19 protein-coding genes are annotated in these 22,059 nt (G+C 74.4%); 17 read left to right on the plus strand and 2 right to left on the minus strand.

Annotated elements, in window-relative coordinates:
- From ACLIYP_RS02725 to ACLIYP_RS02755, 7 genes are all read left to right on the plus strand, one after another.
- The coding region (locus ACLIYP_RS02725; protein WP_412711522.1) for a dihydrolipoamide acetyltransferase family protein at nt 1–897 on the plus strand (897 nt) is incomplete at its 5' end.
- Nucleotides 898–1,039: 142 nt separating this feature from the next.
- A complete protein-coding gene (locus ACLIYP_RS02730) occupies nt 1,040–2,002 on the plus strand; it encodes a DUF6457 domain-containing protein (protein ID WP_412711523.1) in 963 nt (320 codons plus the stop codon).
- Complete coding sequence (locus ACLIYP_RS02735) at nt 1,999–3,462, plus strand: molybdopterin molybdotransferase MoeA (protein ID WP_412711524.1); 1,464 nt, start codon at nt 1,999–2,001, stop codon at nt 3,460–3,462. The genes ACLIYP_RS02730 and ACLIYP_RS02735 overlap by 4 nt, the downstream gene beginning before the upstream one ends.
- Nucleotides 3,463–3,466: 4 nt before the next feature.
- Entirely contained in the window at nt 3,467–4,528 is a 1,062-nt protein-coding gene (locus ACLIYP_RS02740; protein WP_412711525.1) for a potassium channel family protein, read from the plus strand.
- A 9-nt stretch (nt 4,529–4,537) separates the two neighbouring features.
- Nucleotides 4,538–5,527 (plus strand): NAD(P)H-quinone oxidoreductase, encoded by a 990-nt coding sequence (locus ACLIYP_RS02745; protein ID WP_412711526.1) that lies wholly within the window; start codon nt 4,538–4,540, stop codon nt 5,525–5,527.
- Between the two features lie 71 nt (nt 5,528–5,598).
- A complete protein-coding gene (locus ACLIYP_RS02750; protein ID WP_412711527.1) occupies nt 5,599–6,270 on the plus strand; it encodes a hypothetical protein in 672 nt (223 codons plus the stop codon).
- A 125-nt stretch (nt 6,271–6,395) separates the two neighbouring features.
- Nucleotides 6,396–6,965, plus strand: coding sequence for a bacterial proteasome activator family protein (locus ACLIYP_RS02755; RefSeq protein ID WP_412711528.1), 570 nt, complete (start codon nt 6,396–6,398; stop codon nt 6,963–6,965).
- 100 nt (nt 6,966–7,065) lie between these two features.
- Here the strand turns inward: ACLIYP_RS02755 and ACLIYP_RS02760 are convergent, their stop codons facing one another.
- The gene (locus ACLIYP_RS02760; RefSeq protein WP_412711529.1) at nt 7,066–8,799 is read right to left on the minus strand and encodes a Stk1 family PASTA domain-containing Ser/Thr kinase; all 1,734 of its coding nucleotides are present in this window, start codon (nt 8,797–8,799) and stop codon (nt 7,066–7,068) included.
- A 438-nt stretch (nt 8,800–9,237) separates the two neighbouring features.
- Here ACLIYP_RS02760 and ACLIYP_RS02765 point away from each other — a divergent pair, with 438 nt between their 5' ends.
- From ACLIYP_RS02765 to ACLIYP_RS02795, 7 genes are all read left to right on the plus strand, one after another.
- Entirely contained in the window at nt 9,238–10,995 is a 1,758-nt protein-coding gene (locus ACLIYP_RS02765) for a protein kinase domain-containing protein (RefSeq protein ID WP_412711530.1), read from the plus strand.
- A gap of 120 nt (nt 10,996–11,115) precedes the next feature.
- On the plus strand, nt 11,116–12,144 hold the full coding sequence (locus ACLIYP_RS02770; RefSeq protein ID WP_412711531.1) for a phosphotransferase: 1,029 nt from the start codon (nt 11,116–11,118) through the stop codon (nt 12,142–12,144).
- A 429-nt stretch (nt 12,145–12,573) separates the two neighbouring features.
- Nucleotides 12,574–13,743 (plus strand): pyruvate dehydrogenase (acetyl-transferring) E1 component subunit alpha, encoded by a 1,170-nt coding sequence (gene pdhA / locus ACLIYP_RS02775; RefSeq protein ID WP_093657037.1) that lies wholly within the window; start codon nt 12,574–12,576, stop codon nt 13,741–13,743.
- Between the two features lies 1 nt (nt 13,744).
- On the plus strand, nt 13,745–14,725 hold the full coding sequence (locus ACLIYP_RS02780; protein ID WP_410537647.1) for an alpha-ketoacid dehydrogenase subunit beta: 981 nt from the start codon (nt 13,745–13,747) through the stop codon (nt 14,723–14,725).
- A 27-nt stretch (nt 14,726–14,752) separates the two neighbouring features.
- Entirely contained in the window at nt 14,753–16,231 is a 1,479-nt protein-coding gene (locus tag ACLIYP_RS02785) for a dihydrolipoamide acetyltransferase family protein (RefSeq protein ID WP_412711532.1), read from the plus strand.
- Nucleotides 16,232–16,477: 246 nt separating this feature from the next.
- The gene (locus ACLIYP_RS02790) at nt 16,478–17,137 is read left to right on the plus strand and encodes a GntR family transcriptional regulator (protein ID WP_412711533.1); all 660 of its coding nucleotides are present in this window, start codon (nt 16,478–16,480) and stop codon (nt 17,135–17,137) included.
- Nucleotides 17,134–18,495 (plus strand): MFS transporter, encoded by a 1,362-nt coding sequence (locus tag ACLIYP_RS02795; protein WP_412711534.1) that lies wholly within the window; start codon nt 17,134–17,136, stop codon nt 18,493–18,495. The genes ACLIYP_RS02790 and ACLIYP_RS02795 overlap by 4 nt, the downstream gene beginning before the upstream one ends.
- A gap of 72 nt (nt 18,496–18,567) precedes the next feature.
- On the opposite strand, the gene ACLIYP_RS02800 is transcribed toward ACLIYP_RS02795, so the two are convergent.
- Complete coding sequence (locus tag ACLIYP_RS02800) at nt 18,568–19,392, minus strand: maleylpyruvate isomerase family mycothiol-dependent enzyme (protein ID WP_410537652.1); 825 nt, start codon at nt 19,390–19,392, stop codon at nt 18,568–18,570.
- A 177-nt stretch (nt 19,393–19,569) separates the two neighbouring features.
- Here ACLIYP_RS02800 and ACLIYP_RS02805 point away from each other — a divergent pair, with 177 nt between their 5' ends.
- The 3 genes from ACLIYP_RS02805 (at nt 19,570) to ACLIYP_RS02815 (ending at nt 22,001) form a co-directional block, all read left to right on the plus strand.
- On the plus strand, nt 19,570–20,358 hold the full coding sequence (locus tag ACLIYP_RS02805) for a carbon-nitrogen family hydrolase (RefSeq protein ID WP_412711631.1): 789 nt from the start codon (nt 19,570–19,572) through the stop codon (nt 20,356–20,358).
- Nucleotides 20,359–20,506: 148 nt separating this feature from the next.
- Nucleotides 20,507–20,797 carry a YiaA/YiaB family inner membrane protein gene (locus tag ACLIYP_RS02810; RefSeq protein WP_093657765.1) on the plus strand — a complete coding sequence of 97 codons (291 nt, stop codon included), beginning with the start codon at nt 20,507–20,509 and terminating at the stop codon, nt 20,795–20,797.
- Between the two features lie 133 nt (nt 20,798–20,930).
- Complete coding sequence (locus ACLIYP_RS02815; RefSeq protein WP_412711535.1) at nt 20,931–22,001, plus strand: endonuclease/exonuclease/phosphatase family protein; 1,071 nt, start codon at nt 20,931–20,933, stop codon at nt 21,999–22,001.
- The last annotated feature ends 58 nt before the right edge of the window (nt 22,002–22,059 follow it).

Raw genomic sequence — 22,059 nt, forward strand, 5'->3', positions numbered from 1 at the left:
CCGGTGATCTCACCGCTGGTGCGGCGGCTCGCGCGGGAGCACGGGATCGATCTGCGGCGGGTCGCCGGCTCCGGCCCGCGGGGACTGATCCTGCGCGCCGACGTCGAGCGCGCGGTGGCGGCGGTCCGAGCCGCGCCCGCGTCCGCCACCTCCCCCGTACCCGCCCCCGTGTCCGCCGGCGCCGCCCCCGTGTCCGCCGGCGCCGCCGCGCACGGCGAGCGGATCCCGCTGCGCGGGCTGCGCGGTACGGTCGCCGACAAGCTCTCCACCTCCCGGCGCGAGATCCCCGACGCCACCTGCTGGGTGGACGCCGACGCCACCGAACTGCTCGCCGCCCGGCGGGCGATGAACGCCGCGGGACCGAAGATCTCCCTGCTCGCGCTCCTCGCCCGGATCTGTACGGCCGCCCTCGCCCGCTTCCCCGAGCTGAACGCGACGGTGGACACGGCCGCGCGCGAGATCGTCCGGCTCCCCGGGGTCCACCTGGGCTTCGCCGCGCAGACCGACCGCGGGCTCGTGGTCCCCGTCGTACGCGACGCCCACACCCGCAACGCGGCCGAACTGACCGAGGAGATCGCCCGGCTGACCGAGTCCGCACGCGAGGGGAGGCTGAAGCCCGCCGAGCTGACCGGCGGCACCTTCACCCTCAACAACTACGGCGTGTTCGGGGTGGACGGCTCCACCCCGATCATCAACCACCCCGAGGCGGCGATGCTCGGAGTCGGCCGCATCACCCCCAAGCCGTGGGTGCACGAGGGCGAGCTGGCGGTGCGCCAGGTCGTACAGCTGTCCTTCACCTTCGACCACCGGGTGTGCGACGGCGGAACGGCGGGCGGCTTCCTGCGGTACGTGGCGGACTGCGTCGAGCACCCGGCGGTACTGCTGCGCAGCCTGTAGCGGCCTCCGGCCTCCGCCCGGTGGAGCGGGGGCCGGCCCGCTGCGTCCCCCCCGCCCCGGAAGGGGCGGTTCGGGCCGGCCGCGGTCCCCGGCCGGAGGCCCCCTTCACCCGGGCCGGGGCGGAGGGGGTCACACTCGGGGCATGACCCATGTGTACGACGCCGTCGTCATCGCCGGCGGTGCCGCCCGCCGGCTCGGCGGGACGGACAAGCCCGCCCTCACCGTCGGGGGCCGGACGCTGCTCGACCGGGTGCTGCACGCCTGCGCGGACGCGGCGCGGACGGTGGTCGTCGGCCCGCGCAGGCCGACGGCCCGGCCGGTGGACTGGACGCGCGAGGAGCCGCCCGGCGGCGGGCCGCTGGCGGCCCTCGACGCCGGACTGCGCCGCGTCGGGAGCGGGACGGTGCTGTTGCTCTCCGCCGACCTGCCGTTCCTGACGCCCGCCACCGTGCGGGCGCTGCTGGACGGCTTGCACGGCGCGTACGGCACGGACACCGGCCCCGGCGGCTCCCACGGCCCCGACGGCCCCGGCGGCCCCGACGGGGCGATCGTGGACGACGGGCGGGCCCAGCCCCTCCTGGGTGCCTACCGCACCGAGTCCCTCCGCCGCGAGCTGGCCCTGCTCGCCGCCGAGCACGGGCAGCCGGCGAACCTGCCCCTGCGGCTGCTCACCGACGAGCTCGTACTGCGCCGCATCGCCCCCGCCGGTCCCGAGGAGGCCCGCGACTGCGACACCTGGGAGGAACTCGCCTCGGCCCGCTCGCACATCAGGGAGCATGGACGCGTGCTGAACGAATGGATGACCGCAGTCAAGGCCGAACTCGGCATCGACCTCGACGTCGACACCGCAGCCCTCCTCGATCTCGCGCGGGACGCCGCGCACGGTGTGGCCCGGCCCGCCGCCCCGCTGACGACCTTCCTCGTCGGATACGCGGCGGCGCGTGCGGGCGGCAGCCCCGAGGACGTGGCCGAGACCGCGCGCAAGGCCGCCGAACTGGCCCGCCGCTGGGCCGCGGAGACCGCGGAGACCGCGGAGACCGGAAAGACCGGCGGGAGCGGAGAGGCCGGAGAGGCCCGCGGCGGAGAGGGAACGGACGCCGGATGAGCGGCGACGAGCTGGCCGATGCCCTCGCCCTGGCCGACGGCCGCGATGGCACACGCGGCGGCGCACGCGGCACCGCGCACGGTGGCGGCCGGTCCGGGGGGCACGAACCCTCCCCGGACTCCCGGGAGAGCGGCCCGCAGGGACCGCACGGCCCGCAGGGCTCACGGGACGGAGCGCGGCACCGCGACTGGCCCGCCGCCCGTGCCGCCGCCGCCCGTGCCGGGGCCGGGCGGCGCTCCGAGCCCGCCGCCGTCCCCCTGGAGGAGGCCCTCGGCCACCGTCTCGCCGCACCCCTGACCGCGCTCACCGACCTGCCCGCGTTCGACACCTCGGCCATGGACGGCTGGGCCGTCTCCGGACCCGGCCCGTGGGAGCCGCTCGACCCCGAGGACGGCACCCGGGACGCCGGCGACACAGCCCCCGGCACGGCGGACGGCACCGATGGCACGGCACCCGGCACCCGGCACGGCATCCTGGCCGGCGACGACCGCCCGGCCCCGCTCCCGGACGGCCGCGCCGTCCGCATCGCCACCGGTGCCCGCATCCCGCCCGGCACCACCGCCGTACTGCGCTCCGAGTACGGAGAGGTCCGCGACCGGCGGCTGCGGGCGAACGCGGCACCCCAGCACGGCGCGGACATCCGCCCGCGCGGCCAGGAGTGCCGCGCGGGCGACCACCTGCTGCCCGGAGGTACGCCCGTCACCCCTGCCGTGCTGGGGCTGGCCGCCGCCGCGGGCTGGGACGAGCTTCCGGTCGTACGCCGCCCCCGCGCCGAGGTCCTGGTGCTGGGCGACGAACTGCTGGCCTCCGGCCTCCCGTCCGGCGGCCGGGTCCGCGACGCGCTCGGCCCGATGGTCGGCCCCTGGCTGACGGCTCTGGGCGCCGAGGTCACCGCCACCCGCCGTCTCGGCGACGACGCCGGGGCGCTGTACGCCGCGCTGGGGGAGACCACCGCCGACCTCGTCGTCACCACCGGCGGCACGGCCTCCGGCCCGGTCGACCACGTCCATCCGGCCCTGCGCGGGCTGGGAGCGGAGCTGCTGGTCGACGGGGTACGCGTACGCCCCGGCCACCCGATGCTGCTGGCGCGGCTGCCCTCGGGGGCGCATCTGGTCGGGCTGCCCGGCAATCCGCTGGCGGCCGTGTCCGGGCTGCTCACCCTCGCAGAACCGCTGCTGCGGGCCGCCACCGCCGCGGAACCGTCCGCGCGGCCGCCCGCCGGATCGCCCGCCGGGCGGGACACCCTGCCCACCGCCGCCCTCCTCGGCGAGGTCCAGGGCCACCCCCGTGACACACGGCTGGTCCCGGTCGTGCAGGATGGCGGTGGCGTACGGCCGCTGCGGTTCAGCGGCCCCGCGATGCTCCGCGGCATCGCGGCGGCCACCGCCCTGGCGGTCGTGCCACCCGGCGGCGCCGCCACCGGCGCCGGCGTACACCTCCTGAGACTCCCGTGGGCGTGACGGAATGAACCACACCTCGCCCGAAGAACTGCAGCACTTCGTGCAGCTCCCCGAGCCCGCGGCCGGGCCGCTGCGGCAGGTGCTGCGGCGGCTGCTGGCCGCGCTGGTCGTCCTGGTCGTGACGGCCATGCTGGTCTACCTGGAGCGCGACGGCTACAGCGACAACGCCGACGGCGAGGTCTCGCTGCTGGACTGCTTCTACTACACCACCGTCAGCCTCTCCACGACCGGCTACGGCGACATCGCCCCGGTCAGCGACAGCGCCCGGCTGGTCAACGTCCTGGTCATCACCCCGCTGCGCGTCCTGTTCCTGATCATCCTGATCGGCACCACCCTGGAGGTGCTGGCCGAACGGACCCGCCAGCAGTTCCGCCTGGCCCGCTGGAGGTCCTCCTTGCGAGACCACACCGTCATCATCGGCTTCGGCACGAAGGGCCGCTCCGCGGCCGAGACGCTCATCTCGACCGGGGTCCCCCGGGAGCGGATCGTGATAATCGACCCGAGCCGCAAGGTCGTCGAGGCGGCGAACGCCGATGGCTACACCGGCGTCGTCGGCGACGCGACCCGCAGCGACGTCCTGCTGAAGGCGGAGGTGCAGCGGGCGGCCCAGGTGGTCATCTCCACCCAGCGCGACGACACCGCGGTGCTGGTGACGCTCACCGCCCGCCAGCTCAACCGCAACCTGCGCATCGTCGCGGCGGTCCGCGAGGAGGAGAACGCGCCGCTGCTGCGGCAGTCCGGCGCCGACTCCGTGATCACCAGCGCCAGTGCCGCCGGACGTCTGCTCGGAATGTCCATGCTCAGCCCCAGCGCGGGCGCGGTCATGGAGGACCTGATCCACCAGGGCACGGGGCTGAACCTCACCGAGCGCCCGGTCACCAAGGCCGAGGCCGGCCGCTCCCCGCGCGAGTGCAAGGACCTCGTGGTCTCCGTGGTGCGCGGCCACCGGGTGCTGGGCTACGACGACCCGGACGCGGCCGTGCTGCAGCTCACCGACCGCCTCGTCGTCATCCGCCGTGCCACCCCCTCCACCACCGTCATGCCCTCGGAGAACCCGCGGAGGTAGCTTCACCCCATGCACGCGATCACCATCACCGAACCCGGCGGTCCCGACGTCCTCGTCTGGACGGAGGTGGACGACCCCGTGCCCGGCGAGGGGGAGGTGCTGGTCGAGGTGGCGGCCGGCGCCGTCAACCGCGCCGACCTCCTCCAGCGGCAGGGCCTCTACGACCCGCCCCCGGGCGCCTCGCCCTATCCCGGGCTGGAGTGCGCGGGCCGGATCGCCGAGCTGGGGCCGGGCGTGGGCGGCTGGAAGGCCGGCGACGAGGTGTGCGCGCTGCTCGCCGGCGGCGGGTACGCGGAGAAGGTCGCCGTGCCGCACGGCCAGCTCCTGCCGCTGCCCGACACCCCCGACGGCCCGCTCGACCCGGTCACCGCCGCCGCCCTCCCCGAGGTGGTGTGCACGGTCTGGTCGAACGTCTTCATGCACGCCGGGCTGCGCCCCGGCGAGACCCTGCTGGTCCACGGAGGGGCCAGCGGCATCGGCACCATGGCGATCCAGCTCGCCAAGGCCGTCGGCGCGCGGGTGGCGGTCACCGCGGGCAGCCGGAGGAAGCTGGAGCGCTGTGCGGAGCTGGGCGCGGACGTCCTGATCGACTACCGCGAGCAGGACTTCGCCGAGGAGGTCCGGGCGGCCACCGGCGGACGCGGTGCGGACGTGATCCTCGACATCATCGGCGCCAAGTACCTGGAGCGGAACGTGAAGGCGCTCGCCCGTGGCGGCCGGATCGTCGTCATCGGCCTCCAGGGCGGCGTGAGGGGGGAGCTGAACCTGGGCGCGCTGCTCGCCAAGTGCGGTACGGTCTCGGCCACCTCGCTGCGCGGCCGTCCCGCGGAGGAGAAGGCGGAGATCGTCGCGGCGGTGCGCGAGCACGTCTGGCCGCTGATCGCCGCCGGGCGGGTGAGCCCCGTCGTGGACCGCACGGTGCCGATGAGTAATGCCTCCCGGGCTCACCGGGTACTCGAGGAGAGCGATCACGTGGGCAAGGTCGTCCTGACCGTCTGAGATGCCGGGCCCGCGCGCTCGTGTGACGCTTGTTACACCATTCGATGCCTGGTACGGGAGGGGGCGTAGCGGTGAGGGAAGCCGCGATCACCCTGCTGGCCTGCGTGATGGTGCTCGTCCCGGCACCCGTCGCCCTGGCCTCCCAGCAGTCCGCGGTCGTGACGGCCGTTCCCGGCGGTGCGAAGGACGGGGTGGAGCCCGGACCGGAGGACCGGGGCAAGCCCTCGTCCTCCCCCACCGCCTCCCCCGACGACCCGGAGGAGAGCGAGGACCCGGACGAACCGGGAGAGCCGGACGACCCGGAGAAGACCGAGCGCCCCCCGCGGCTCACCCTGCCGCCGTGGCCGCCGGGCGGCTCCTCCCCCGGTCCGGACCCGACGCCCACGCCCACACCCACGCCGGAGCCCACCTCCGGTGAGCCCTCCGGCGAACCGTCCGGTACGGCCCCCGGCGGGGACGGCGACGGGGGCCGCGGCCCCGGCGACGCCGGCTCCGCCGAGCCGCCGGGCACGCCGCGGCAGACCCCGCAGGGCCGGACCGAGCAGGTCAGCGACCGGCGGACCGGCGCGGGCGACCACTACGACGACTACGTGTACGACGACGGCCGGAGCGGCGAGGAGCACGCCCAGAGCCGTGCGACGCCCGCCACCGGCGGCCAGCTGCTCCCGGTGCTGCCGCTCGGCGCCGGGCTGACCTTCCTGGGCCTGGGCCTGGCCTCGCTCGCCCTGCGGCTGCGGCGCTGAGACCGGAGCCGGGACCGGAGCCGGGACCGGCGCCGGTACGAGCGGTGCTCACGGAGGTGCTCACTGTTGTGGCGCCCCGGGGGATCGCCCTCCGGCCGTCCGGACGGGCATTGCAGAATGGGGGTATGACTCAGCCGATGAACGAACGCTCGCAGGAGAGCCAGCACGTCCTGGTCGTCGGGCCGGACGGAATGGCCCTCGGCAGCACCGCCGCTCCCAGGGGTGGGGACGGCGGCTCCGACGACGAGCCGCGCGAGATCCCCGTGACGGAGATGGTCGAGCAGCCCGCGAAGGTCATGCGGATCGGCAGCATGATCAAGCAGCTCCTGGAGGAGGTCAAGTCGGCCCCCCTGGACGAGGCCAGCCGTGCCCGGCTCAAGGAGATCCACGCCAGCTCGGTCAAGGAGCTGGAGGACGGCCTGGCACCCGAGCTGATCGAGGAGCTGGAGCGGATCTCGCTGCCGTTCACCGACGACGCGGTGCCCACCGACGCCGAGCTGCGGATCGCCCAGGCCCAGCTGGTGGGCTGGCTGGAAGGGCTGTTCCACGGCATCCAGACGGCGCTGTTCGCCCAGCAGATGGCGGCCCGCGCCCAGCTCGAGCAGATGCGCCGCGCGCTTCCGGCGGGCGTGCTGCCCGACGAGGAGGGCGACGGGCGCGGCGGCCAGATCCGCTCCGGCGGCCCCTACCTCTGAGCGGTCCCTGCCGCTGAGGAGCGGCCCCGGCCCCCCGATCGCGAGGGGCCCGGCACGCGAGCGATTCGCGTGCCGGGCCCCTCGCGCGTGTCCGCCGCGGTCAGTCCGCCGGGTGGCCGGTGGAGACGGTCAGCGTGATCTTGTCCTTCTTGGGGTCGAAGCCCTCGTAGGCCCTCGGGGACTGCTTGAGGACGGTGTTCTTCCCGTACAGGTTCTCGTCCTCGTACTCGACGTCCTCCAGGATCCAGCCCGCCTCGCGGACGCACTCCTTCACCGAGTCCAGGTGCTTGAACGTCAGGTCGGGCATGTTCGTCTTGCCCTTGTCGAAGATGCTCTCCGACGCGTCCGTGCACTTGGCCGGGTCGATGGTCTTGGAGGTGTCCTCGTCCTTGAAGCCGCCGCCGTCGTCCTCACCGCCGTCGTCACCGCCGCTGTCGTCGGTTTCCGTGCCGGTGTCGGCGCCGTCGGTCTCCTGGCCGCCCGTGCCGCCGCCGGAGTCGCCCCCGCCGGTGCCCGCGGGCTGCTCCGCGGTCTGGACGGGCCCCGGGGACTCGCCCGCCCGCGGGCTCTCCTCACCGCCGCCGTTGAGCGACACCGCGATGATCACGGCGGCGACGACGATGATCGCCGCGATCGCCGATCCGACGAGCACCCCGGTGTTCCTCCCGCCGCCGGAGGACTGGGGCGAGGGCGAGATGGTGTACGGCGGCGGGGTCGGCGCGCCGCCCTGGTGGCCGTAGGGGCCCGGCGCCGGTGTGGAGTACCCCTGCTGGACCGCCCCCGCGGCCCCGAAGCCGGCCGTCGGCGCGTAGTGCGGCTGGTACGGCTGCTGCATGCCCGGCGGCGGCGGGGTGCCCTGGGCGTCCACCGGCGGGAAGACCGACTGGGAGACGGCCGCGCCGCTGTTGGGGCCGGGGACGCCGCCTGCGATCAGCGGGGTGGTGTTCGAGGCGACCACCGAGTTGCGGACGCGCTCGCACTCCTGGCGCATCGACTCGGCGGTCGGGAACCGCTCGTTGGGGTTCTTCTTCAGAGCCCGCGCGACCAGCGCGTCCACGGCCGGGGGCAGCGACCGGTTGATCGACGACGGTACGGGCGGCTCCTCCTGGACGTGCGCGTACGCGATGGCCAGCGGCGAGTCCGCGTCGAAGGGGAGGCGCCCGGTGAGCAGCTCGAAGAGCATGATGCCCACCGAGTACAGGTCGGAGCGGGCGTCCACGCCGCGCCCCAGCGCCTGCTCGGGGGAGAGGTACTGCGGGGTGCCGACGACCATGCCCGTCTGCGTCATCGAGGTGACGCCGGACTGCATGGCGCGGGCGATGCCGAAGTCCATCACCTTGACCGTGCCGCGCCTGTTCAGCATGACGTTGCCCGGCTTGATGTCCCGGTGCACCAGGCCCATCTCGTGGCTGGTCTCCAGCGCGGCGAGCACCTCGGAGACGATGGTCAGCGCCTTGTCGCTCGGCATCGCCCCGAGCCGGGCCACGTCCTCGTCGAGGACGGTGCGCAGCGGGTTGCCCTCGACGTACTCCATGACGATGTAGGGCACCAGCGCGCCGTCTATCTCGTCCTCGCCGGAGTCGAAGACCGAGACGATGTTGGTGTGCGTCAGCTTGGCGACCGCCTGCGCCTCGCGGCGGAAGCGCTCCCGGAAGGACTGCTCGCGGCCCAGCTCGGTGTGGAGGGTCTTGACCGCCACCTGGCGGTCGAGCACCGTGTCGTAGGCCAGGTGCACCGAGGCCATGCCGCCCTGGCCCAGCAGATCGCGCAGCTGGTAACGCCCGCCGCCGACCGTACGGCCCCGGTACGCGGCCTGCGCGCCGTCGTCGCTCATCTGACTGCTTCCCCCTCGGCGCCGCAGGACTGCCGTCTCGGGCCTGCGCGTGTACGGTTGCTCTGCCGGTGCCCCCGGTGCCGCCGGCCGGCCTTCGAACGCCGGGCGGGACACCGGTCCACCCGTGGACCCCGCCCGTGGACTTCCGGGCCAAGTCTGCCCCAGCGGCCGGACACGTCAAGGCGGTTGCCCGTTCCGTGACCCGATGCGCGCATACGCCTCACACGCGCTCGCGGGAGCCGCCCGACATCGTAACTTGCCAGTTGGACGCCCGAGCGGGTTGGATGGTCCGTTGCTGCCCCCAGCGCTCTCGGTACCACGTCCCGCGCCGCTCTCTTCGCCTTCGCCGAGGGGCACGGCTCCCGGACCCTGTTAGCGTGCACAAGGAGCAGAGCGTACGGATCCGCGGCTCGCGGACCTGATCTACGGCGAGGACTGATGGCACAGACACAAGCCGCCGGAGGGCCTTCGGAGCCCGACGAGACTGCTGGTGGGGTGTCCGATTCGCCCGAGTCGTGGGGCAGCGGCGGTGTGGTGGGCGACGGGCGCTACCGCCTCACGCGCCGGCTCGGCCGCGGCGGCATGGCGGAGGTGTTCGCGGCCGAGGACGTGCGCCTGGGCCGCACCGTCGCCGTCAAGCTGCTGCGCGCGGACCTCGCCGAGGACCCGATCTCCAAGGCCCGCTTCACGCGCGAGGCGCAGTCCGTCGCCGGCCTCAACCACCACGCGGTGGTGGCCGTCTACGACTCCGGCGAGGACGTGGTCGGCGGCAACACCGTGCCGTACATCGTCATGGAGCTGGTCGAGGGCCGTACCATCCGCGACCTCCTCCTCAACGCCGACGCGCCGCCGCCCGAGCAGGCGCTGATCATCATCTCCGGGGTGCTGGAGGCGCTCGCCTACAGCCACCAGCACGGCATCGTGCACCGCGACATCAAGCCCGCCAACGTCATCATCACCAACAACGGCGCCGTGAAGGTGATGGACTTCGGCATCGCCCGCGCCCTGCACGGCGCGTCCACCACCATGACCCAGACGGGCATGGTCATGGGCACCCCGCAGTACCTCTCCCCCGAGCAGGCGCTCGGCAAGACGGTGGACGCCCGCTCCGACCTGTACGCCACGGGCTGCATGCTCTACGAGCTGCTGGCGCTGCGTCCGCCGTTCACCGGGGAGACCCCGCTGTCGGTGGTCTACCAGCACGTCCAGGACGAGCCGGTGCAGCCCTCGCGCGTGAACGACTCGGTGCCGCCGGAGCTGGACGGCCTGGTGATGAGGGCGCTGGCCAAGGACCCGGACGACCGCTTCCAGACCGCCGAGGAGATGCGCGGCCTGGTGCAGTACGCGCTGCGCATGCTCCAGGAGCAGGGCGGCCACACCGGCGGCCTGTGGAACACCGGCGCGGTGGTCTCCACCGGCGCCACGCCCGCCATGGGCACCCCGGGCGCCTACCAGGGCGGCGACACCCCCTCCGCCACCGCCGCGGGCGGCTACCCCGACGACGCCGCGACCCGGGTCGGCCCGCCCCTGCTCATGGGCGCCCCCGGCGGCGGCTCGTACGACGGCGGCGGCTACGACACGGGCGGCTACGGCGACGGGCGCCGGGGCGGCAGCGGCCTGAAGTACGGGCTGATCGCCTTCTTCTCCGTCCTCGCCATCGCCGCGGGCATCTTCCTGGCCGTCAACGGCAGCGGGGACGGCAACGAGCAGAAGGGGCCGCAGAAGCCCACCTCCGTGCCCTCCCAGGAGGAGAGCTCGGCGGAGCCCTCGCCCGACGAGGAGGAGGAGACGCAGGAGCCCGGCCAGGACGGCAACACCGAGCCCGGCGGCACCGGCGGCTGGCAGAACGGCGGCGGGGGCACCGACTGGCCCGGCAGCGGGGAGCCCAGCCCCGAGCCCTCGCCCAGCGGCGAGCCCAGCGAGCCCGACGGCGGCACCGACGAGGGCGGCACCGACGGCGGTACGACCGACGGAGGCACGGACACCGGCGGTACCGACACCGGTGGCGCCACCGACGGCGGTGCCACCGAGGGCGGCACCGACGGCGGCACGGTCGACGGCGGCACGGACACCGGCGCCACCACCGGCTCCGGCACCACCGACGGCGGTGCCGGAGGCACCCCGGGCGGCACCGGCGACGGAGCGGCCACGGCGGGGGGAGCGCCGGGCGGGACCGGCGGCGGCGCCGGCGGCTGACCCCGCTCCGGGCGGCGGTCCCGGGCGGTGCCGGCCGCCGGTGCCGCCTCCATACCACCTCCGCGCCCCCGGTGCACAACGCGTCCGGGCGGTCGCTCTCGGTGACCTACGATTCCCGGCGTGCAGTCTCCCCACCTCCCCCGCGCCACCCTCGCCACGCTGGTGCGGCGCTTCGGCGCCGGGGAGCCGATCTCCTGCGAGCCGGTGGCCCAGGGGCTGCTGAACCGCGGCTACCGGCTGTCCACCACGCGGGGCCGGTTCTTCCTCAAGCACCACCTCGACGGGGATCCGCGCGACCCGGCCCGCATCGAGCACCAGCACCGCGTCACCGTCCGTCTCGGCGACCTCGGGGTCCCGGTCGTACCGCCCGTCGAGGACGCCTACGGACGGACCGTCGCCGTGGTGGAGGAGCGCTGCTACGCCCTCCACCCGTGGGTGGACGGCCATCACCGCGGCGGCGGGGAGCTGTCGTGCGGGCAGTCGCGCCGGCTGGGCGCGCTGCTGGGCCTGGTGCACGTGAGGCTGGGCCAGGTCGCGCCCGTGCCCGCGGCCGAGTGCGCCGCCGGGCCCAGCGCCGATCCGGAGGTGACCTTCGGCCTCATCGACGAGCTGCTGGCCCGGGTGCGCACCCGGGCCCGGCGCGACTGCTTCGACGAGCTGGCCGACCACCGGCTGCGCGAGCGCCGCGCCCTGCTGGAGCGCCACGCCCACCGCCGTCCGCCCGCCGGGGCCGAGCCGGTCGCCGGGTGGGTGCACGGCGACTTCCACCCCCTCAACCTGCTCTACCGGGACCGGGCCCCCTGGGAGCCCGCCGCGATCGTGGACTGGGACCGGCTCGCCGTGCAGCCGCGCGCCGAGGAGGCCGTGCGGGCCGCCGCCATCTTCTTCCTGCGGCCCGGCGGCGCCCTGGACCTGGCCAAGATCCGGGCCTACGCCCGCGCCTACCGCGCCGCCACCGGGGCCGGGGCGGACGAGATGGCCGCGGCCGTCCACCGGGTGTGGTGGGAGCGGCTCAACGACTTCTGGATGCTGCGCTGGCGCTACCAGCTGCGCGACCGCCGCACCGACCCGCAGTTCCCGGCGGCCTCCGCGCTGGTGGTGTGGTGGACCGGCCGGTACGAGGCGGTGTGCGACGCCTTCTGCGCGTAGGCGGCGTATGCGCGGTACGCGGCTCCTGCGGTGCCGTACGCCCCTTCACCCTCCGTGTCCGTCTCACATACCGATCACGCACCATCTCCGCGTCACTCCTCCACAGCTCTTCCCGTCACTTCGGTACCGGGATAACGTGCGCTTGTCCCAGGCGCTTGCGAGGCTGTGACCAGTGACGTTCCAGGCTTTTGCGATTTACTTGGAAACCCAAGCAAAATTGCAGGTCAGGGACCCTTCGCGCATGTGCGGAGGTACTGGGTAACGTGCTGGCAGCGGGCCGTCGAACGGGACACCTGTCACCGCTCGGTTCCGTCCGCGCCGCACCTACCCCGTGGGCCGTACGGATCCGGGCGAGCCTCTCCCTGCCACCGGCGGGGAATCCCCAGGCTTCCCGGCGACCCCGGGGGCCGGACAGACGGAGGAGCACAAGTGACCGTGGAGAGCACTGCCGCGCGCAGCAAGCCGCGCCGCAGCAGCGGAAAGCGCACCACGACGAGCGGGGCGAGGAAGCGCTCGCAGTCGGCCGCGCGCCCCGAGCTCGTACAACTGCTGACGCCGGAGGGCGAGCGGGTCGAGCACCCGGACTACTCGCTGGACCTGACCCCCGACGAGTTGCGCGGTCTGTACCGCGACATGGTCCTCACCCGCCGGTTCGACGCCGAGGCCACCGCGCTGCAGCGCCAGGGCGAGCTGGGCCTGTGGGCGTCGCTGCTGGGCCAGGAGGCCGCGCAGATCGGCTCGGGCCGGGCGCTGCGGGACGACGACTACGTCTTCCCGACCTACCGGGAGCACGGCGTGGCCTGGTGCCGCGGGGTGGACCCGACCAACCTGCTGGGCATGTTCCGCGGCGTCAACAACGGCGGCTGGGACCCCAACAGCAACAACTTCCACCTCTACACCATCGTCATCGGCTCGCAGGCGCTGCACGCCACGGGCTACGCGATGGGCGTGGCCAAGGACGGCGCGGACAGCGCGGTGATCGCCTACTTCGGCGACGGCGCGTCCAGCCAGGGCGACGTCGCCGAGGCGTTCACCTTCTCCGCGGTCTACAACGCGCCGGTGGTGTTCTTCTGCCAGAACAACCAGTGGGCCATCTCCGAGCCCACCGAGCGCCAGTCGCGGGTGCCGATCTACCAGCGCGCCGCGGGCTTCGGCTTCCCCGGCGTCCGGGTGGACGGCAACGACGTGCTGGCGGTGCTGGCCGTGACCCGGGCCGCCCTGGAGCGCGCCCGCGCCGGCGAGGGCCCCACCCTGGTCGAGGCGTTCACCTACCGGATGGGCGCCCACACCACCTCCGACGACCCCACCCGCTACCGCAAGGACGCCGAGCGCGAGGAGTGGGAGGCCAAGGACCCGATCCTGCGGCTGCGCACCTACCTGGAGAAGGAGGGCCTGATCGACGCCGACTGGCTCGCCGGGCTCGACCAGGAGAGCGACGCGCTGGCGCTGCGGGTGCGCGAGGCCATCCGGACCATGCCGGACCCGGACACCATGGCCATCTTCGAGAACGTCTACGCCGACGGGCACGCGCTGGTGGACGAGGAGCGCGCCCAGTTCGCCGAGTACCTGGCGTCCTTCGCCGACGAGGAGGGCCGCTGAGATGGCCAACACCAAGATGCCCATGGCCAAGGCGCTCAACGAGTCGCTGCGCAAGGCCCTGGAGACCGACCCCAAGGTCCTGATCATGGGTGAGGACGTCGGCAAGCTCGGCGGCGTCTTCCGCATCACCGACGGCCTGCAGAAGGACTTCGGCGAGGACCGGGTCATCGACACCCCGCTGGCCGAGTCCGGCATCGTCGGCACCGCGATCGGCATGGCCCTGCGCGGCTACCGGCCGGTGGTGGAGATCCAGTTCGACGGGTTCGTCTTCCCCGCCTACGACCAGATCGTCACCCAGCTGGCGAAGATGCACGCCCGTGCGCTGGGCAAGGTCAAGCTGCCGGTCGTCGTCCGCATCCCCTACGGCGGCGGCATCGGCGCGGTGGAGCACCACAGCGAGTCGCCCGAGGCGCTGTTCGCGCACGTGGCGGGCCTGAAGTGCGTCTCGCCGTCCAACGCCTCGGACGCGTACTGGATGATGCAGCAGGCGATCGCCTGCGACGACCCGGTGATCTTCTTCGAGCCCAAGCGCCGCTACTGGGACAAGGGCGAGGTCGACACCGAGGCCATCCCCGGCCCGCTGCACAGGGCGGTCGTCGCCCGCGAGGGCGCCGACCTGACGCTGGCGGCCTACGGGCCGATGGTGAAGACCTGCCTGGAGGCCGCCGCGGCGGCCGAGGAGGAGGGCAGGTCGCTGGAGGTGCTGGACCTGCGGTCGATGTCCCCGGTCGACTTCGACGCGATCCAGGCGTCGGTGGAGAAGACCCGCCGCCTGGTGGTCGTCCACGAGGCGCCGGTCTTCCTGGGCACGGGCTCGGAGATCGCCGCCCGGATCACCGAGCGGTGCTTCTACCACCTGGAGGCGCCGGTGCTGCGGGTGGGCGGGTTCCACGCGCCGTATCCGCCGGCCAGGCTGGAGGACGAGTACCTGCCGAACCTGGACCGGGTGCTCGATGCCGTCGACCGCGCGCTGGCGTACTGAGAGTAGGGGCTGAGGAGAGTCGTGACGATGACTGATACGGCTGCCGCCGGGGCCGCTGCCCAGCGCATCCGAGAGTTCAGGATGCCGGACGTGGGCGAGGGCCTGACCGAGGCCGAGATCCTCAAGTGGTACGTCGGGCCCGGTGACACGGTGACCGACGGCCAGGTGGTGTGCGAGGTGGAGACGGCCAAGGCGGCCGTCGAGCTGCCCATCCCGTACAACGGCGTGGTGCACGAGCTGCGCTTCGAAGAGGGCGTCACCGTGGACGTGGGCACCCCGATCATCACGGTGGACACCGACCCGTCGGCCGGGCCCGTCGGATCCGCCGCACCCGCCGAGGCGGCGCCCGCCCCGGCCGAGCCGGCCGCCCCGGCCGAACCGGAGGCGGAGGAGGGCGCCAAGCGCCAGCCGGTGCTGGTGGGCTACGGCGTCGGCACCGCCTCGACCAAGCGGCGCCCGCGCAAGCAGCAGAACCACGTGCGGGACGCGCAGGCCGCCGTCCAGGCCGAGATGGACGCCACCACCACGCCCCCGGCGGCGGCGCCCGCCGTCCCGGAGGTCGAGCGCTCCCCGCAGCGCCCGCTGGCCAAGCCGCCGGTGCGCAAGCTCGCCAAGGACCTGGGCGTGGACCTGGCCGCGATCGTGCCGACCGGCCCGAACGGGACCATCACCCGCGAGGACGTCCACGCCGCCGCGGCCCCCGCGCCCTCGAAGGAGGCCGCCGCCGCGCCCGCCGCGTCCGCCGCCCCCCAGGCGGCCCCGGCCCGGACCGAGGTGGCGGCCCCGCCGGTGTGGAGCACCGGCGAGCGCGAGCGCCGGGTGCCGATCAAGGGTGTGCGCAGGGCGACCGCCCAGGCGGTGTCCTCCAGCGCCTTCACCGCGCCGCACGTCACGGAGTTCATCACCGTCGACGTGACCCGCACGATGAAGCTGGTGCAGGAGCTCAAGCAGGACCCGGACATGGCCGGCCTGCGGGTCAACCCGCTGCTGCTGGTGGCCAGGGCCTTCCTGGTCGCCATCCGCCGCAACCCGGAGATCAACGCAGCCTGGGACGAGGCCAGCCAGGAGATCGTCCACAAGGACTACGTGAACCTGGGCATCGCCGCGGCCACCCCGCGCGGTCTGATCGTGCCGAACATCAAGGACGCGCACGCCAAGACCCTGCCGGAGCTGGCGCGGGCGCTGGGCGAGCTGGTGGCCACCGCCAAGGAGGGGAAGACCCCTCCGGCGGACATGCAGGGCGGTACGGCCACGATCACCAACGTCGGCGTCTTCGGCGTCGACACCGGCACCCCGATCCTCAACCCCGGGGAGTCGGCGATCCTGGCCTTCGGAGCCGTCAAGCTCCAGCCGTGGGTCCACAAGGGCAAGGTCAAGCCGCGCCAGGTCACCACCCTGGGGCTCTCCTTCGACCACCGCCTGGTCGACGGTGAGCTGGGCTCCAGGGTGCTGGCCGACACCGCGGCCGTCCTGGAGCACCCCAAGCGCCTGATCACCTGGGCCTGATCGCCTGCGCCTGATCGCCTGCGCCTGACCACCCGGGCCCGACGGACCCGAGGGGCCCGGCGTACCACGGCGGGCCCCGCCGCACGCACCGTGCGGCGGGGCCCGCCCGCCGTGCGTCCGGCCCTGTCCGGCCCTGTCCGGCGCCGTCCGTTCCCGTCCCGGCCGCCTGCGCCCCGTTCCCTTCCGCCCCGTCCCGCATGGCGGACGGGGATGGGCACGCATACCTGTTGTATCTATGGTGTGTCCATGCCCTCCCGGTCCTCCGCTCCCCCGACGCCCCCCGCCGCCGAACGCGTCTACGCCCACGTCAAGCAGGCCGTACTGGAGCGCCGCTACGAGGGCGGCGCCCTGCTCACCGAGGGCGAGCTGGCCGGGGCGGTCGGGGTCTCCCGCACCCCCGTGCGGGAGGCGCTGCTGCGCCTGGAGGCCGAGGGCCTGATCAGGCTCTACCCCAAGAAGGGCGCGCTCGTCCTGCCCGTCTCCGTCCAGGAGATCGGCGACGTCGTCGAGACCAGGCTGCTGGTCGAGGAGCACGCCGTGCGCAAGGTCACGCCCGCGCCGCGCGACCTGCTGGACCGGCTCGGCGACCTCCTGGAGCAGCAGCGGCGCCAGGCCGAGACCGGCGACCTGGCGGCGGTGGCCGCCACCGACCGCTGCTTCCACGCCACCGTGGTCAGGGCGGCCGGCAACCAGATCCTGGAGCGCCTGTACGACCAGCTCCGCGACCGCCAGCTCCGCATGGGCGTCGCCGTGATGCACTCCCACCCCGACCGGATCGCCAAGAACATCACCGAGCACACCGAGATCCTGCGCGCGCTGTCCACGGGGGACGCGGAGGCCGCCGCCGAGGCGGTGCGCGGCCACGTCGGCTCCGTGCGGCACCTGCTGCGCGGTGAGGTCCGGTGAGCGGCGGGAACCTGCCCGGAACCCCGGCTTCCGGAACGCGGCTCGGCGGCCCGCGGGCCGCCTTCGTGTGGGGACTGGGCGTCGCCGTCTACTTCACCGCCATCACCTACCGCACCAGCCTGGGCGTCGCGGGCATCGACGCCGCCGACCGCTTCCAGGTCAACGCCTCGGCCCTGTCGACCTTCTCCATCCTCCAGCTCCTGGTCTACGCCGGGATGCAGATACCCGTCGGCCTGCTGGTGGACCGCTGGGGCACCAAGAAGGTCCTGACCCTGGGCATAGTGCTGTTCACCACCGGCCAGTTCGCCTTCGCGCTCTCCGGTTCCTACGTCATGGCGCTGGCCGCCCGCGCGCTGCTGGGCTGCGGCGACGCCATGACGTTCATCAGTGTGCTGCGGCTGGGCTCCAACTGGTTCCCGCCCCGCCGCGGTCCGCTGATCGCCCAGGTCGCGGCGTTGTTCGGGATGGCGGGCAACCTGCTGACCACACTGGTCCTGGCACGCCTGCTGGCCGCCTTCGGCTGGACGCCGACCTTCGCGGGCAGCGCCGCGCTGGGCGTGCTGGTCCTGGTGCTCGTCCTGGTCTTCCTCAAGGACCGGCCCGAGGCCCCTGCCCCCGCATCCGTACCCGCCCCCGTATCCGCTGCCCCCGTACCCGCTGCCGCCGCGCCCGGGCCGGAACCGGTGCGCGAGCGCGGCTACGTACGCCGCCAGCTCGCCGAGGCGTGGCGCGAGCCGGGCACCCGGCTGGGCATGTGGGTGCACTTCACCACCCAGTTCCCCGGCATGGTCTTCCTGCTGCTGTGGGGGATGCCGTTCCTCGTCGAGGCGCAGGGCCGCACCCGCGCCGAGGCCGGCACCCTGCTGACCGTGGTGGTGCTCTCCAACATGGCCATCGGCCTGGTCTACGGCCAGGTCATCGCCCGGCACCACAGCGCACGGGCGCCGATCGCGCTCGGCACGGTGCTGGCCACGGCCGCCGTCTGGGCGATGGTGCTGTGCTGGCCCGGGCGGGCCCCGCTGTGGGCGCTGGTCCTGATGTGCGTGGTGCTCGGCTCCTGCGGTCCGGGCTCGATGATCGGCTTCGACTTCGCCCGCCCCGCCAATCCGCCCGAGCGGCAGGGCACGGCCTCGGGCATCGTCAACATCGGCGGCTTCACGGCCTCCATGACCGCCCTGCTGGCGGTGGGCGTCCTGCTGGACGCGACCGGCGACGACTACCGGATCGCGTTCGCCTCCCTCTTCGTCCTCCAGGCGCTGGGCACCGCCCAGATCCTCCGGCTGCGGGGCCGGGCGCACCGCCGCGAGCGCGAGCGGGTGGTGGCCAGCCGCGTCGAGGCGGTGCACGTGCCGGTGTGAGTGCGCGCCGGTGTGGGGGCGTGCCGGTCCGGGACCGCGGGGCGCGGGACTCCGGGCCCGCGCCCCGGACGCTCAGGGCGTGACGGCGAAGTGCGCGAGGATCGCGTCCGCGAGGGCCTGGTCGCCCTCGATCTTGAGGTTCCCGCGCACCGCCGCGGGCCGCACCCGCCCGCAGGCCAGCCGCAGGTACGTCTCCCAGTCCGTCGCCAGCGTGACCGCCGGCCCCAGCGAGACGCTGCCGTCCACCGTGCCCCGGCCCTCGGCGTCCACGCGCACGGTCCGCATGAACTCCAGCGGCCCGCTCACATCTAGGACGACCGCCGAGTTCGGAGGCGCCCCGGCGTCCTTGGCGACCACCTTGGGCAGCCCCTCCAGCAGCACGTCCCGCGCGACGTGCGCGCCGGGGGAGTCCAGGTTGCCCGGCCTGCCCAGCGCGCGGCGCAGATCCTGCTCGTGCACCCACACGTCGAACGCCCGCAGCCGCAGCGCCCGTTCCAGCGTCATCTCCCGGCCGAGCGGGGTCATCACCATCGTCGACGGGTCGCGCTTCTCGTTCCGCAACTGGCGCGACCTGCGGATGATCGTGTACTCCAGCTCGCTGGTCATCTCCGGCGCGGTGTGGCAGCGCCGCACGTCCACCTGGACCTCGACGCGGCGGCTGACCTCGTCCTTCACATGGAACAGGTCCCGCGGCAGGGAGTGGATGGGACGGGGGTCGCCCAGCATCTCGCACTCCGACCCGATGACGTGGGAGACGATGTCGCGGACCGACCATCCGGGGCACTCGGTCGCGCGGTTCCACTCGCCCTCGACCAGCGGGGAGACCAGCTCGGATATCGCCTCGATGGAGTGGGCCCAGGCGTCGGCGTAGGGCTGAAGGCTAGGGTGGTCGGTCAACAGGACCCCTCGGATACGTGCTGAATACGTGTGGATGGTGTGGGTTCGCGGACTGGGTGCTCTCAAGTTACGCTGCGGGCGGGCAGCCTGACAGGCCTTTCGGGTGACGATCGTAGGCTGCTTTCGACCGGCTTTCGACCGGCGTTTGGCCCCCTCGAACCCATGGACGGTGGTACGGTGCGCGCCTCCCTCATCCAGATCGGTGTGGACCCGGACGAAACGGTCGAAGCGCGCCGCGTGCGGGCCGCCTCGCTCGTACGCGGGCAGGCGGGCTCGGACCTGGTCGTCCTGCCCGAGCTGTGGACGGTCGGGGCCTTCGCCTTCGACTCCTTCGAGTCCGGCGCCGAGCCGCTGGACGGACCCACCGCGCGCGCCATGTCCGAGGCGGCCCGCGAGGCGCGCGTCTGGCTGCACGCCGGGTCCGTCGTGGAACGGGCCGAGCACGCCGGCGGCACGGCCCTCTACAACACCTCCCTGGTCTTCTCCCCCGACGGGGAGCGGGCCGCCGTGTACCGCAAGATCCACCGCTTCGGCTTCGACCGCGGCGAGGCGACTTTGATGTCCGCCGGCGCCGAGCCGGTCACCGTGGCCCTGCCCGGCATCACCCTGGGCCTGGCCACCTGCTACGACCTGCGCTTCCCCGAGCTGTTCCGCGCGCTGACCGACGCGGACGCCCGCGCACTGGTGGTCCCGGCGGGCTGGCCCGCCCGCCGCGCCTCCCACTGGTCCCTGCTGGCCCGCGCCCGCGCCGTGGAGAACCAGGCGTACGTACTGGCCTGCGGCACCGCCGGCACCCACGCGGGCGTCCCCCAGGCGGGCCGCAGCGCGATCATCGACCCCTGGGGCGAGACGCTGGCCGAGGCGCCGGACGCCGAGGAGCGGGTGGTCACCGCCGAGCTGGACCCGGCGTACGTCGCCGAGGTCCGCGAGGACTTCCCCGTCCTGCGGGACCGGGTGCTGCGCTGAGCGCCCCCGGCCCGGGCGCCCGCCCCCGCCGTCCACTCCACCCGCCGTCCCGCCCCCGTCCCCGCCCCGCCCCCGTCCCGCGCGTTCCAGGAGATGCTGAGTAGCCGTACTCATGCGGACTCCGCCGGGCCGCGCCACCGTGGTGGCCATGACCACACCAGTGCAGCGGCCCACCACGGCCGCGTTCTTCGTGCAGGCCGTCGCCTCCTTCGCGCTCTCGCTGCTCGCCGTGGGCCTCGGCGTCGCCTACATGCCGATGGGGCCGTGGGAGCGCGGCTTCCTGGCGATCGGCGTCCTCTTCCTGATCTCCTCCACCTTCACGCTGGCCAAGTGCGTGCGGGACCGGCAGGAGATGCAGGAGGTGACCACCCGCGTGGACAAGGCCCGGCTGGACAAGCTGATCACCGAGCACGACCCGTTCGATCCCAAGAACCTGTGAGCCGTGCCCCGCCCGAGCCACTGCCCGATCCCGACCCCGGCTCCCCACCCCCACCCCGCCGCCCGGCCGCGCAGCCGCGGCGTGCCATGCTCCCGGGAGGCCGTGGGGCCCGGAGGGCCGGGAGGGGGCGCGCGTGGCACGGACGGCGGGGGCACGGCGGTGGCGGGGCGCGGACGCCACGGGCCGCACCGCATGGAGCAGGGGCCGCGTCCCCGCCGCGCTCGCCGTGCTCACGGCCGGGGCGACGGCGTTCCACCCCCTGGTGCCGGGCGCCGTACTCGGTCTGGGCAGCCTGCTGGAGGCCTTCCTGCCGTGGCTCGGCCTGGCCGTCCCCGTGCTGCTGGCCGCAGCGCTGGTACGCCGCTCGGCCCTCGCCCTGGCGGCGCTGGCGCTGCCGTCGGCGGTCTGGCTCGCCCTCTTCCACGGCGCCCTGGCGCCCCGGGGCGGGGACGCGGCCGGCGCCACCGCCGGTGCCGGCCTCCTCACGGCCGTCCAGCACAACGCGAGCGACGAGAACCGCGACCCGGCCGCCACCGCGCGGGCCCTGGCCGCCGCCGGTCCCGACGTCGTCGCGCTGCAGGAGCTGACCCCCGCCGCCCTGCCCGCCTACGGCGAGGCGCTGGCGCGGGAGTACCCCCACCACGCGGTGGCGGGGACCGTCGGCCTGTGGTCCAGGCACCCGCTGACCGGCACCCGTCCGCTGGACATCCGCCCCGCGGACCTCGGCCCCGACTGGAACCGCGGGCTGCGCACCGCCGTGCGCACCCCGCACGGCGACGTCGCCGTGCACGTGGCCCATCTGCCCTCGGTGCGCATCCGCGCGAACGGCTTCGACACGAGGCGGCGGGACGAGAGCGCCGCTCTGCTGGGGGAGGCTCTGCGGACGGAGGAACTGCCCCGCGTGATCGTGCTGGGCGACTTCAACGCCACCCTGGACGACCGCGGGCTCGCCCCCGTCCTGAACGGCGTGGACTCCACCGGCCGGGAGGCGGCTGACGGCTTCTCCTTCAGCTGGCCCACGGCCTTCCCCGTCGCCCGGATCGACCACGTCATGGCCCGCGGCGCCGCCGTCACCCGCCTGTGGACCCTCCCCGCGACCGGCAGCGACCACCTGCCGGTCGCGGCCCGGATCGCGCTCACCCCGGAGCGCGTTCACCCCGGGCCGCGCCCCTCCGGGCCGGGGTACGACCGGCGAGGGCGCTGACGGGCGGGAAGGGCCCCGTCCGGCACCCGGAGGCGTCGTTGACAGGGGCCGGAAGATG

The organism is Streptomyces nanhaiensis (assembly GCF_046614825.1).
In the GTDB taxonomy this organism is placed as follows: Bacteria; Actinomycetota; Actinomycetes; order Streptomycetales; family Streptomycetaceae; genus Streptomyces; species Streptomyces radiopugnans.

What these genes read in the sequence shown, in the direction of transcription:
- ACLIYP_RS02730 (WP_412711523.1), top strand. Translation starts at nt 1,040, where the DNA reads ATGACCCATGTGTACGACGCCGTCGTCATCGCCGGCGGTGCCGCCCGC.
- ACLIYP_RS02735 (WP_412711524.1), top strand. Translation starts at nt 1,999, where the DNA reads ATGAGCGGCGACGAGCTGGCCGATGCCCTCGCCCTGGCCGACGGCCGC.
- ACLIYP_RS02740 (WP_412711525.1), top strand. Translation starts at nt 3,467, where the DNA reads ATGAACCACACCTCGCCCGAAGAACTGCAGCACTTCGTGCAGCTCCCC.
- ACLIYP_RS02745 (WP_412711526.1), top strand. Translation starts at nt 4,538, where the DNA reads ATGCACGCGATCACCATCACCGAACCCGGCGGTCCCGACGTCCTCGTC.
- ACLIYP_RS02755 (WP_412711528.1), top strand. Translation starts at nt 6,396, where the DNA reads ATGACTCAGCCGATGAACGAACGCTCGCAGGAGAGCCAGCACGTCCTG.
- ACLIYP_RS02760 (WP_412711529.1), bottom strand. Translation starts at nt 8,799, where the DNA reads ATGAGCGACGACGGCGCGCAGGCCGCGTACCGGGGCCGTACGGTCGGC.
- ACLIYP_RS02765 (WP_412711530.1), top strand. Translation starts at nt 9,238, where the DNA reads ATGGCACAGACACAAGCCGCCGGAGGGCCTTCGGAGCCCGACGAGACT.
- ACLIYP_RS02780 (WP_410537647.1), top strand. Translation starts at nt 13,745, where the DNA reads ATGGCCAACACCAAGATGCCCATGGCCAAGGCGCTCAACGAGTCGCTG.
- ACLIYP_RS02785 (WP_412711532.1), top strand. Translation starts at nt 14,753, where the DNA reads ATGACTGATACGGCTGCCGCCGGGGCCGCTGCCCAGCGCATCCGAGAG.
- ACLIYP_RS02790 (WP_412711533.1), top strand. Translation starts at nt 16,478, where the DNA reads ATGCCCTCCCGGTCCTCCGCTCCCCCGACGCCCCCCGCCGCCGAACGC.
- ACLIYP_RS02810 (WP_093657765.1), top strand. Translation starts at nt 20,507, where the DNA reads ATGACCACACCAGTGCAGCGGCCCACCACGGCCGCGTTCTTCGTGCAG.